This window comes from Pseudoalteromonas sp. AWH4_217 (genome assembly GCF_056161105.1).
Genome location: NZ_JBSWYM010000011.1, coordinates 138,400 through 151,214, shown reverse-complemented (window position 1 = coordinate 151,214; position 12,815 = coordinate 138,400). Strand labels below are relative to the sequence as shown.

Annotated in this window: 10 protein-coding genes; 4 read left to right on the top strand and 6 right to left on the bottom strand. The window is 46.0% G+C overall.

Annotated features, from left to right (window positions below; translation table 11 throughout):
• Window positions 1-50: 50 nt before the first annotated feature.
• On the bottom strand, window positions 51-620 hold the full coding sequence (locus ACXAH1_RS15260) for a hypothetical protein (protein ID WP_475197781.1): 570 nt from the start codon (window positions 618-620) through the stop codon (window positions 51-53).
• A gap of 533 nt (window positions 621-1,153) precedes the next feature.
• Here ACXAH1_RS15260 and ACXAH1_RS15255 point away from each other — a divergent pair.
• Entirely contained in the window at window positions 1,154-2,059 is a 906-nt protein-coding gene (locus ACXAH1_RS15255; protein ID WP_475197780.1) for an IS30 family transposase, read from the top strand.
• Between the two features lie 150 nt (window positions 2,060-2,209).
• Window positions 2,210-4,666, top strand: coding sequence for a patatin-like phospholipase family protein (locus ACXAH1_RS15250; protein WP_475197779.1), 2,457 nt, complete (start codon window positions 2,210-2,212; stop codon window positions 4,664-4,666).
• Window positions 4,667-4,944: 278 nt separating this feature from the next.
• On the opposite strand, the gene ACXAH1_RS15245 is transcribed toward ACXAH1_RS15250, so the two are convergent.
• Both ACXAH1_RS15245 and gcvP read right to left on the bottom strand, forming a co-directional pair.
• Window positions 4,945-5,343 (bottom strand): hypothetical protein, encoded by a 399-nt coding sequence (locus tag ACXAH1_RS15245; RefSeq protein ID WP_475197777.1) that lies wholly within the window; start codon window positions 5,341-5,343, stop codon window positions 4,945-4,947.
• Between the two features lie 776 nt (window positions 5,344-6,119).
• Window positions 6,120-9,017 (bottom strand): aminomethyl-transferring glycine dehydrogenase, encoded by a 2,898-nt coding sequence (gene gcvP / locus ACXAH1_RS15240; RefSeq protein ID WP_475197776.1) that lies wholly within the window; start codon window positions 9,015-9,017, stop codon window positions 6,120-6,122.
• 14 nt (window positions 9,018-9,031) lie between these two features.
• Between gcvP and ACXAH1_RS15235 the strand changes: the two genes are divergently transcribed.
• Window positions 9,032-9,166, top strand: coding sequence for a hypothetical protein (locus ACXAH1_RS15235; RefSeq protein WP_475197774.1), 135 nt, complete (start codon window positions 9,032-9,034; stop codon window positions 9,164-9,166).
• A 201-nt stretch (window positions 9,167-9,367) separates the two neighbouring features.
• Here ACXAH1_RS15235 and gcvH read toward each other — a convergent pair whose 3' ends face one another.
• From gcvH to ACXAH1_RS15220, 3 genes are all read right to left on the bottom strand, one after another.
• Window positions 9,368-9,757: a glycine cleavage system protein GcvH gene (gene gcvH / locus ACXAH1_RS15230; RefSeq protein WP_054016478.1), complete on the bottom strand. Its 390-nt coding sequence runs from the start codon at window positions 9,755-9,757 to the stop codon at window positions 9,368-9,370.
• A 62-nt stretch (window positions 9,758-9,819) separates the two neighbouring features.
• A complete protein-coding gene (gene gcvT, locus ACXAH1_RS15225) occupies window positions 9,820-10,902 on the bottom strand; it encodes a glycine cleavage system aminomethyltransferase GcvT (RefSeq protein WP_054016477.1) in 1,083 nt (360 codons plus the stop codon).
• An 80-nt stretch (window positions 10,903-10,982) separates the two neighbouring features.
• Window positions 10,983-11,573, bottom strand: a complete 591-nt coding sequence (locus tag ACXAH1_RS15220; RefSeq protein ID WP_253111241.1) for a hypothetical protein — start codon at window positions 11,571-11,573, stop codon at window positions 10,983-10,985.
• A gap of 129 nt (window positions 11,574-11,702) precedes the next feature.
• Between ACXAH1_RS15220 and ACXAH1_RS15215 the strand changes: the two genes are divergently transcribed.
• Window positions 11,703-12,548, top strand: coding sequence for a LysR family transcriptional regulator (locus tag ACXAH1_RS15215; RefSeq protein WP_010385250.1), 846 nt, complete (start codon window positions 11,703-11,705; stop codon window positions 12,546-12,548).
• Window positions 12,549-12,815 lie beyond the last annotated feature (267 nt).

The following is a 12,815-nucleotide window of genomic DNA, read 5'->3' as shown; positions in this document are numbered from 1 at the left end:
ATGTCTTTGCAATTTTAGATGGTTGTTCTTGTTAAATCCGTAAAACCACCCTAAAGCTCCTGTTTTAGGTGACTCCGCTTTTTTTCGAACCGTACTTTACCGTGGTGATTCCTAATTGCCTTATATATGAACCCATCCTCTATATTTGCAGTCACTGTTATTACTGTTCTTTTTGTAACCTCTTCTTTAAAATTTGATTCATCAAACTCATCTCTTGACCAGCCATTACGAATACTTGTCATTTGAATCATTCCTAGTTTTAATCCAGAATACTCGTTCTTTTCCACACCTAATGTACTAGCTAAATCAGATAAAATATTTCTTAATATGGCTTCTTTATCTTTATCATTTGAAGCTTTAAAACCAATCATTTTTTCATTGACATCACCCACAAAAAAATTCATTTTTATTAGGTTTTCATCAAAATTATATTTAAGTGTAGTCAAGCATGGTGTTTCATGGTCTTTTGTCTTGGAGTTCCCAAACCAACCTCTATAACACTTTGACTGTTCTTCTATTTTAAAAAGAAACAAATCAAAAACTGAAGCCGGCGCTGCCATGGCTTGAGCTATAAACTTGCTTGGCTCTGCATAAGATTGGTTAGAAAGAAAAACAAACACAAATAAAAAAGCTGCTTTTTAAAAACACCCATAAAAACCCCTTTACGAATTACTATTTATTCCATTCCACTCATAGGAATATAAACCAAAAAAACAAACGCACTATATACTTATATTCACACGCAAAAAAGGATAAGTAAACAATAAGTCACAACTAAAAACACAGTTATATGAGGTTTAGGCATATCAATAATCATAGACACCCATACCAAGGGGACCCTCCTACACAAATGGAACAAATTCGGTGGGTGTCTCTCAAAACACGTGGATGTCTTCCAAAATTATGTGGCGCATTGACACCGATTTAGGAGCATCCATCTCAATCACCCATTCCAAGTTGCAACTTTACTCTGTAACTCCACAGAACGGGTACACATAGTAGTGGGTGTCTCCTATAACTCACTACTTACAGTTCTAATGTGAAGCTGATCTTGGATGTTGGGTACTTTTATCTTGCTGACAAATGTCTAAATGCAGTGTAGTGAAATGATTTCTGATGTGATTTCCGCTAGAAAAGGTACGAACAATGGTGGGTGTCTTCCAAAATTCTTCCAAAATTTGGATATGGGTGGGTGTCTCCCAAAATTTCCAAAAGGAATATCTATGACTATTACGTGCCAACATACTATCCAAATCCAGCTCATGATATGTACAAGGCCAGGATGAGTAAGCGTGCTCAACGTGAAAAGCTGAAGACTTCTGAGACACGGCTGTATGTGTTAGATAAGCTCAGGAAAGGCTGGTCCCCTCAGATTATATCAGGACGTCTCAAGCTTACTAATGAAGCTCCCTATGTGTGCCATGAATCAATCTATCAGTTCGTTTACAGTTCGCCTCCTGAACTCATAGCGTGCTTGGCTAGAAAACACAAAAAGCGCAGAAAAAAGTATCCATCACGTCGATATAGCAAAAAATGCTCAATGAAAACAAGCATCCTGGAACGGCCCACATTTATAAATGAGCGCTCCCAATTAGGCCACTGGGAGAGCGATTCCGTAGTATCTAAGCACAAGAAATCGGCACTGAATGTCATCATAGAAAGAGCAACACGGCTAGTGCATATAACCAAGCTAAGCTCCAAGAGTGCATTAGTAACAAGCAATGCAATAATAAAACGTCTAAGTTCACACCCCGCAGGATTTGTTCAATCGATTACTTATGATAATGGGTCTGAAAATGCTCAGCACATAAAGGTAAACGGGACATTACAGTGTGATTCTTACTTTTGCCAGCCCTACCATAGTTGGGAAAAAGGAGCTGTTGAGCAGATAAATAGCCTGATTCGAAGGTATCTGCCAAAAGGTACTGATTTCTCAACTGTAACCCACAAACAGATTCAAGAAATAGAGCATAATTTAAACTCAAGGCCCAGGAGGTGCCTTGATTACAAAACTCCAGTTGAAATCTATAATGAAAAAGTTGGTGCACTTCCAAGTTAAACCTGCCTCCACAGAACGGGTACACATAGTAGTGGGTGTCTCCCATAACTCCGCGTGTAATTCTTTCCAACATCTTTAAAGAATCTCGGATTTATTTTGTGCAAAAAACAAACTAACTTTGTAGTATCGACTAGGGGTAGGAATACGGATATGGCAACTAGATTAAAACTTGGATTTGCAATGGGCGGTGGCGTTTCATTGGGATCATTTAGTGGCGCTGCATTGACCGAATCAATAAAACTTGCATTGCTTTACGGCAAAGATGAAAACCATAACGCCTATGATAGCGTTGAAATAGATGTTTTTGCCGGCGCAAGTGCTGGTGCAATGAGCTTAGGGATCATGCTGAAATGTTTGGCATTTCCTGACAAAGATAGTGTTAAAAGACAAAATGCTGAAAACAAGTTAAAGCAAGATTATCAATTGACACATGATACCTGGCAAGCCTTGGGAGAGCCTAAACGTCAGCAACTGATAGATGCGCAACTTGCACAAGACGTGATGAATGATATTTGGGTTAACCAAATAACGTTAGATAAATTACTCAAACCTGAAGGTGACGATAAAATCCCGCCACTTAAATTTCAGTGTGGTGTTGTTAATAAAAAAACGGTGGTAGATATTGCTAGGGCAAATTTAATGCCGGCTAGTGGCCAATATCAGGACAGTGATAAGGCAAGTCATATGCTATTGGCTGGTCGTGTACTTTATGGCTGTAGTATTGCAAATTTAAACCCGCTGCATGCAAAAGCCTATGATTTATACCCTGTAGCTAATAACAGCAATATTGCAACTAATGATGCATTGACGTCTTTTCACCATAAAGAGATGCGAATTTTTGATATTAACTTTGACTCGGTACCTATTGCCGCACTTAAGCAGCAGGATAAACACCCTAAGCGATGGGTACGTTTGCATTGGGACAATAAAGTAAACCATGAAACGTTTGATTTACGCTCTGGCGAAGACTGGAAACATATCGTCGCAACTGCTGTGGCGAGCGGAAGCTTTCCTGTTGCCTTTGAGCCGGTAACGTTAAAGCGCTATCGTTGGGAGTATCCTTCAACGCTTTGGCCTTTTGCAACGGAAACCTCAGGGTGTTTCAGTTACATTGACGGAGGAGCGTTCAACAATGAGCCAGTAGCCGAGGCGTTTAAACTTGCTTCACATATTGATGGATTGGATGAAAGTACCAATTATGAACGCCGTATAATTTTTGTTGACCCTAATGTGGGGAGTGAACCGAGTTATCGCTTACCTGGGCTTGCCGATTGGCAAACCCAATCAGCATTTGGTGGCCCGTTGAGCATATTTAAAGCGTTTGATGGTAATGATTTATACCAAAAAACCTCGTTGGATAAGCTTATTGGGCAAGTCATAACCCAGGCTGCGGTGTCAAGTGCTCAGGCAGAAGCCAAAGAGGAACATCGTACTTTTCAAATCGCTAACAAGCTTGTGATGCGTAATAAATTACGAGAGTGTGTTAACAATGTTATTAAACCCGATAACCATAACTTTTTGGCGTTAAAAGAGGAAATTGCCAATTTTCTTACTGAGCTATCTGATAAAGATGCCATTCCAACACTACCTTCTACTATTAAGGGGGAAATAAAACGATTAGCTAATGAAAAAGGCTCTGTTGTATCTGATTTAAAAAATCTTGCAGGCCAAATAGAGCAAAGTCACGACATCACAGAGTTTAGTGCAACACAGCAGGAATTAATTATGACTGCGCTAGTGTTTAGCTTTGTTGATATTATCAGTGGGTTGGCGGCAAAAAGTCGAAATAGTCAACTAATTGCCATTGGTCCATTCAAGAAAACAGCCCACAATACCTTTGAGAAAGTGTTTTTGCCGGGTAGCCCTATTGCCGCTTTTGCCGGTTTTATGTCTCCCATACCAAGCCTATATGAGGTTGATGCCGCGAAATATTGCGCCATGGAATTTATGCAACAGGCAGAAATTATACCTACTGGTTTAGTATCCACTGCTTTGCCTCCAGCTTTTGATTTGAGTCACCCAGAATATGACATGTATATGTTGCACTTTAAATCGGGCCTGTCGTCACTGGCAAATCGAGTAGAACAAATGGTGAAGAGTTCTAATTTGCTTAATTTAGGTATGATTAATGGACCTCTGCTGAGTATGCTCGCTAGCTTCTTAAAAGATAAGATAAACGCGATTGAATACGAGCAATCTGAAACCGAAGTGGTAGAGCTTAGAGTGCCGGTAGCCGATGGCGACTTTGAATTAGATGGGAAAAACACTTTTGACGACGACCGCCACCCAATACGACTTAATAAATATGATAACCAGCTTTATTTGATAAGTTTTGCTACATGGCATAAAAAGCAAAAAACGTGGAGTGGCTACAATGTAAAAGATGATGAGCTGATCATTGACAGAGACGGATTAATTAATGATAGGCATGGTTATTATCGTATTACTTTACCCAGTGAAGCAGAGCTTGGTAAGGCGAAACTTTTAGGTTACCCCGTTTTTTGGGGCAAGACCCAGCTGGTCAAAACAAACTCACCGAGAAATAACCCTATCACGCAATATTGGCGACTTGAAAATGCGTTAACGTCATTTGATCAGTTAATTTAAATATTTTGGCATATTAAGTATTTGTTGGCTTAACATGCCTAATTTTTCGTCATATTTTTAACGCTTGCATCAATGTTGTCGCTTGCTGATTATTTGGATCTTGTCTCTGTATTTGTGTCAACACCTCTTTGGTGACTGATGTATCCAGATTTTTGTTTTGCTCTAAATAAGCAAGCCACATAGGGTGTTCTGCCAAGGTAAAGTTACTTTTTTCTTTGTTAAAACTGCAATCGCATGATCTTTAAGTTGTGCATCATCTGTTGTTTTGGCCAAAGCGATTAAGCGTTGCCAAACAAAAGGAGAATAGGGGGAAAGTTTGGCAAGGCCTTGCCAAACTTTTTGAGCACTTTGGTAGTCTTTCCTAGCGAAATACCGCTGTGCGGCTCTATTGATAAAATAATGTTTAAATTTAGTGGTACTGCGTGGCCAAAGGCAAATGCCTGTTCAAAAAATCCATTTCCCAAATAGTTCGATGCAAAGCTAGTTACCATACCATTAAGGTATCTGAAATCAGGGTTGATACTTGTGCTGAACGGCATATTTTGTTCGCTGCCCATTAGAAAGTCAGCGTGGATTTTGCTTAACCCTTTTGTGATGGCAATGGGTAAAATAAAAATTGCCCTTGAAATTAAAACCAAAACCTGATTACGTGCTTTTTCCTGAACTATCAATTCCACTGAAATGGCTTAACAGTATTGCTGCTAGATTAAGTAGCGCAGGGATAAGCCTTGTTGCAGGAACAGAATACCAGCTCGTTGGAGCTAGTAAGATATACGATGAGGCTTCAATGGTTTTGGCGGATAACCGACTCGGTTATCCCACCTTTGTCAAAATTAGACAACCTAAACTTGAGCCAGCTGTTGGTGAGGACAAAGAGCTCACTAGTAAGTTTTGTATGCAATGGGACTCACTAGGGAAATCGTCAAAACCAGTGTATATACATAACGGTTTTAATTTTGGTGTTATGGTTTGCTCCGAGTTGCAAAACAGTAAGGCACGTGTTCGCTTCCCAGGAGCCGTTGACGCATTAATGGTGCTCAGTTGAACAGGATCCATTGGGGTCAGCTCTTGCACTGTGCAACCCAAAACACAAAACGACAAGACGCCTCCACTTCCCCTTCTATCACGCCTGAAAATAAGCAATTGATGAGTAATACGCTCGCATGGATGCGAGCTAAGCCATGCAGGGACATGGATGTGCCTTCATGGCGTTTACGTTCACATCAATTGCTGGTTTGAAGATTAAGTGTGATAGCGGGGCGCCGTGGGGTTCCAAGGGGCGGCCGGCGACAGCCGCCCATTGGTTGCCGTCGCCAACGCGACAAAGCGCCAAATAGAAAACAGATTTCAAATCTAGTCGCACTACATCCGACCTATACCCACAAAAAACCGCCTCAATCTCAGGCGGTTTTCAAAAATCTAAGTCGTGGATTAGCCCGACTCAAAGATTCACTTACTCAGCATAAGTCTCTACAGCTGGGCAAGAACAGATCAGGTTACGGTCGCCGTATACGTCGTCGATACGGGTTACCGTTGGCCAGAACTTGTCTTTCGCTACTGATGCAACCGGGAAGGCTGCATAGAAGCGGTCGTAGGCGCGATCCCACTCGTTGTCCAGTACGTCTGCCTGGGTGTGTGGTGCGAACACCAGTGGGTTGTTTTCTACTGACCATTCGCCGTTTTCTACTTTGGCGATTTCAGCGCGGATAGAGATCATGGCTTCGATGAAGCGGTCGATTTCTACCTTAGACTCAGATTCTGTTGGCTCGATCATCAGCGTGCCAGCAACCGGGAATGACATAGTCGGTGCGTGGAAGCCGTAGTCCATCAAACGCTTCGCTACGTCCATCTCTGTGATGCCAGAGGCTTCTTTAAGCGGGCGCAGGTCGATAATACACTCGTGGGCAACGCGGTCGTTGCGGCCACGGTAAAGTACCGGATAGTGCTTGCTCAGTTGCTCTGTCAGGTAGTTGGCGTTCACGATGGCCATTTCAGTGGCCTGCTTCAGACCTTCGCTGCCCATCATGGCAATGTACGCCCATGAGATTGGCAGGATAGCTGCTGAGCCGTAAGGTGCTGCAGAAACTGCGCCGTTACCTTCGTTGGTGCCCGCTACTTTGATCACGCTGTGGTTAGGCATAAATGGCGCAAGGTGCGATTTAACACCGATAGGACCCACACCCGGGCCACCACCGCCGTGCGGGATACAGAATGTTTTGTGCAGGTTCAGGTGCGATACGTCAGAACCGATTGAGCCCGGGCTGGTTACGCCAACCTGTGCGTTCATGTTCGCGCCGTCCATGTAAACCTGGCCGCCGTGCTGGTGAACGATGTCACACACTTCACGGATGGCTTCTTCGTATACACCGTGGGTAGACGGGTAAGTAACCATGATACAAGACAGGTTCTCAGACACATCTTCTGCTTTCGCACGCAGGTCGTCCAGGTCGATGTTACCGTCTTTGTCACAGCCAACCACAACTACTTTCATGCTGGCCATTTGCGCCGACGCCGGGTTAGTACCGTGCGCAGAACTTGGGATCAGACACACGTTACGGTGGCCTTCGCCGCGTGACTCGTGGTATTTACGAATGGCGATAAGACCCGCGTATTCACCTTGAGCACCTGAGTTAGGTTGCAGTGATACTGCATCGTAACCTGTGATGTTAACCAGCCAGTCGTGCAGTTCAGTCATCATGACCTGATAACCCTGTGCCTGCTCTAATGGGCAGAACGGGTGTAGTTCTGCGAACTCAGGCCAGGTGACCGGGATCATCTCAGCCGTTGCGTTCAGCTTCATGGTACAAGAACCCAGTGAGATCATAGAGTGGTTCAGTGCCAAGTCTTTGTTCTCAAGACGCTTGATGTAGCGCAGCATTTCAGTTTCGCTGTGGTAGCTGTTGAAGTTGTCGTGCGTCAGTACTTCGTCATCGCGTACCAGGCTTGCCGGAATACCTGTGATGTTGTTTGCAGCAACTTCGCTGTCCAGTGCTGCTACATCTAAACCATGGCCTTCGCCCAGGATGATGTCGAACAGTTCTGCAATGTCACCGCGGGTGGTCGTTTCATTCAGTGCAATCGAGTACTCGCCAGCGTGGTTAATGGCAAAGTTTACTTCGTTTGCAACTGCGCGCGCGACTACTGCGTCTTTGTCTGCGTCGCCCGCAACCACTGTGATGGTGTCAAACCAGGTATCGTGCTTCAGTGCCACGCCTTTGGCTTTCAGGCCGGTTGCCAGAATGCTGGCGAAACGGTTAATGCGCTCGGCAATGGTTTTCAGGCCTTGTGGACCGTGGTACACCGCATAGAATGCAGCCATGTTGGCCAGCAATACCTGCGCTGTACAAATGTTTGAGTTGGCTTTTTCGCGGCGGATGTGCTGCTCGCGTGTTTGCATTGCCATACGCAGCGCGTCGTTACCTAAACGGTCTTTCGATACACCAATGATACGCCCTGGCAGTGAACGCTTGTAAGCATCGCGTGTTGCGAAGAACGCAGCGTGTGGACCACCGTAGCCCATAGGAACACCAAAGCGCTGTGCAGAACCCAGTACCACGTCTGCGCCCAGTTTACCTGGTGCTTTCAGTAGCATTAAGCTCATGATGTCAGCGGCCACACAGGCAATCGCTTTTTTGCTTTGTACTTGTGCGATGATATCCGTGATGTCAACCACTTCACCAGACGTAGTTGGATACTGGAACAGGGCACCGAAGATCTCGTGATTTGCCGCATCGCTTGCAGGACCAACGATCACCTCAAAACCAAACTGCTCGGCACGGGTTGTGACGACGTCGATGGTTTGTGTGTGTACATCTTCTGCTATAAAGAACAGGTTCGCTTTTTTCGCTTTAGACACACGCTTAGCCAGCGCCATGGCTTCGGCTGCTGCGGTTGATTCGTCAAGCAGTGACGCACTGGCCAGGTCAAGGCCGGTGATGTCCATGGTCATAGTCTGGAAGTTAAGCAAAGACTCAAGACGGCCCTGTGCAATCTCTGGCTGGTACGGCGTATACGCGGTATACCAGCCTGGGTTTTCCAGTACGTTACGTAAAATAACGTTTGGCACGTGTGTCGGGTGGTAACCCTGACCGATGTAAGATTTGAAGACCTTGTTTTTGCTTGCTACAGATTTCAGGTAGCTCAGCGTTTCTACTTCGGTACGGCTTTCACCAATTTGCAGGCCTTGCTCTAAACGGATTGAGCTAGGTACTGTCTGACCGATCAGCTCTTCAACACTCGATACTCCAAGCGCAGCAAGCATGTCACTCACCTGAGCCGGGCTCGGGCCGATATGGCGACGAATAAAGTCTTGCTTTTGCTCTAGTTGTTCAAGAGATTTGGCGTTTGACATGTGTCCAGATTCCTATGATCCAAGTAAAAATGGGGGTGTCACTGTTGCTCGACGACCTGCACCTTTATGTACAGCACGACGAAAATACCTTGGTAACAGTCACAGAGTTTAACGGTGTTGCCACGCCTTATACCAATTTGCTTAATTAAGTGTTCTATTTTGAGGCGAGAAAATATGTTCGATAACCAGGCAAAAATTTTGCTATTTAGTTGTTCTAAATGAGAAATTTTTAACACAGTTAGCGTCATATTTGCTCCGTCAAATTGAACAGGTATTAAGTGAAATTGGTATTACACCGGGCGCAACTATAAAAGCCCCACGCAGGGGGCTTTTATGATATCTACAACGAATTAGTCTTCGTCGATGTTGGCTTCGTAGCCTTCTGCGTCAAGCAGGTTTTCAAGTTCGCTTTCGTCAGACGCTTTAACACGGAACAACCAGCCGTCACCGTAAGGGTCGTTGTTGACTGATTCCGGAGAGTCTTCAAGCTCTTCGTTGATAGCCACGATCTCGCCACCAATTGGCGCGTAGATGTCAGAAGCGGCTTTTACAGACTCAGCAACCGCGCAGTCTTCACCAGCGTCAACTTCGTCACCTACGTCAGGCAGGTCAACGAATACCATGTCACCCAAAAGTTCCTGCGCATGCTCAGTGATGCCGACAGTGTAAGTGCCGTCGCCTTCAGCGCGAACCCACTCGTGAGACGTTGCGTACTTTAACTCGCTAGGAATGTTGCTCATTTTTTTGTTCCTTTGGTCGATTTATGTGGGCCATCGCCCGTTATTCTATTGTGCTCTGTGCGTTACAGAACCGACTTACCATTGCGTACAAAGCAAGGTTTAACCACTTTAACGTCTACCAGCTTTTTGCGCATTTCAACCTGAGCTGTGTCACCCGTAGAGCGAGGTACACGGGCCAAAGCTACGCTAAAGCCTAACGTCGGCGAGAATGTACCAGAAGTGATAACACCTTCGCCACCTTCTACGATAACTTTAGAGCCACCGCGCAGCACGCCTTTGCTCTCAAGTACCAGGCCAACCAGCTTGTCAGTGCTCTTGTCAGCACGTTGCTGCTCAATCACTTTACGACCGATAAAGTCACGCTCTGCCGGCTCCCACGCAATGGTCCACGCCATGTTAGCAGCCAGTGGAGAAACGCTTTCGTCCATATCTGAGCCGTAAAGGTTCATGCCCGCTTCTAAACGTAGCGTATCACGTGCACCTAGGCCAGCCGGACGGACGCCCGCGTCTAATAATTTTTGCCACAGTTGCGCTGCATCATCATTGTGTACAACGATTTCATAGCCGTCTTCACCTGTGTAGCCCGTGGTTGCAATAAACAGCTCTTCAGCCTGTACGCCAAAGAACGGCTTCATGCCTTCTACTGCTGCGTTTTGTGCATCGCTCAGGATAGTGGCTGTTTTTGCTTTGGCATTTGGACCCTGTACCGCAATCATTGCGTACTCAGGGCGCTCTGTGATGGCCACATCAAAGTCGGCAGCAACCGCATTCATGTGTGCTAAGTCTTTTTCGCGTGTTGCAGAGTTTACAACCAGACGATATTCAGTTTCTGTGAAGAAGTAGATGATCAAATCATCAATCACACCGCCCTGCTCGTTTAACATGCCGGTGTAAAGTGCTTTACCTGCAACTTTCAGTTTAGCCACATCGTTGGCAACCAGCTTGCGCAGGAATGCCTGGGCATCGGCACCTTTTACATCGACAATGGTCATGTGAGACACGTCAAACATGCCCGCGTCTTCACGCACAGCGTTGTGCTCTTCGATTTGGGAGCCATAGTTGATTGGCATTTCCCAACCGTGGAAATCAACCATTTTCGCGCCAGCTTCTAGGTGCTTGGCATGCAGTACTGTTTTAGAAGTCATACTCTTCCTTCACTTATTGTCATCACCCACCCGGTTATAAGCCAGGTGCATGTTCACCAGCGCAACACTGGTGAATGGGGTTAATTTGGGGCGTGTTCGTCTGGCTGAGCAAAACCCTGTTCAGCCAGTCGAGCCTGCCACAGGCTCAAAGATTCCTGGTTTGCAATCAGCTGGTACTGCTGCAGGCCCTGTTGTACTAAGGTAGTGACGAAAACGTCGCCGCTTTGTTTACCATAGCACGCCTGCAAGTCTGAAATTTGCAGACCCGGTGTCAGCGAAAAGCTGCTAAGTACCGTCTCAAGCGCAGCCTGACCGCTCAGTTGCGTAATGGCTAAGTCGCTGCGACGTACCAGTTCAATGTCGTAGTCGCTGTCATGTTTGCTTACCAGTGCTGAGAGCGCTTGTGCAGCGTCTTCGCTCAGCACGAAACGGTAGGCTGTTTCGCTAAAGTAATAAACAGCAAATGACTGTGCGCCTGCCAGCTGACCTTGCACACCCAGTCCGGGTGCCATCAGTTTGTTGAGGTTCAGCCCCAGCTCCTGATTCAGAAAAGGTGTGGTTTCAAATCCGCTGAAATCCAGTACAACCAGATCCTGTGGCGAGAAAATGCGATTTTCCGCCGCCACCGTGCCCTGACGGTGCTTAGCGAAGATGATTGGCGTGCTCATCATGCGACTATCCTGATGAAATTAAGATGGAGAAAAGTATAGGGATCCGTCTGCGCAACAACAAATTGTATTTATTTATCGTTTGATAAATAATATTAATGTATTTGGGTTTTATAAATTGATTTTATTAATATGAAAAACTTATCGATTGATGGCCTGCGCACTCTGGTAACTGTGGTTGAAGTGGGTGGTTTTGCCAAGGCCGGCGAGCTGCTGGGCCTGTCTCAGCCGGCGGTGAGCTTGCAGATAAAACGCCTTGAAGAACAACTGGGCTGTAAACTGTTCAAAAAACAGGGTCAGCGACAGGTGCTCAACCAGTACGGCGAGCTACTGCTGCCTCAGGCCAAGCAAATGCTGCAATTCAACGATGGGATCATTCAGCAATTTACCTCTGAGAGCGTTACCGGCCGGGTACGTCTGGGGATCCCCAGTGAGTTTGCCGCACGCATATTGCCCGCCATCATCGGCGACTTTGTGTCTTTATATCCGGACGTGGCGCTGGAAGTGAAATCCCGACTCAGTAAACATCTGTTATCGGTTTCTCGACAGGATCAGTTCGATTTAGTCCTGGCGCTGAACGAAGATCTTAATTCGTCAAATTATCCGGTGTTTATGCAGGACCAGCTGGTATGGGTGGGCGACCTGTCTCTGGCGCAACAGCAGATTGTTACTTTGGTCACGGCGCCGGAGGGCTGTATTTATCGTCGCCGTGCCATTGAGGCACTGCAACAGGCCGGTCTGCAATACCGCATTGTGTACAGTAATGCCGATTTAACGGGGCTGACGGCTGCGCTTAAAGAAGGCCTGGGCATTACGGTGCTGGCTAAAAGTACCGTGCCGGCTACGCTCAGTTACCAGGCGCAAACGCCCTTTTTGCCCGAGCTGGGGCAGATTGGTATCAGCCTGGTTAAAAACACCCAGGAATCTGCCCACGCGGTGAATAAGCTGGCTGAGTTTATTGCACTACGTTTAGGGTAGCACTGCTTTTGAGAACTGCTGGATGACAGGTGGCGTATGTGGGAATGGGTGTTATTGGTGTCACTCCTGAGTCGCCTGTTAGCAGATCCCGCATCAAGTGCGGGATGACAGGCTGTGAATGTGGGAATAGGTGTAATTGGTGCAACTCCTGAGTTGCCTAGCCGCTTTACACTCTGTCTATTATGGCTCCCAATAGGCATGCCTACAGACCGTCATCCCGGCCCCCGAGCCGGGAACTATTTGAATTCAGCTTAAACGTATCTTTTT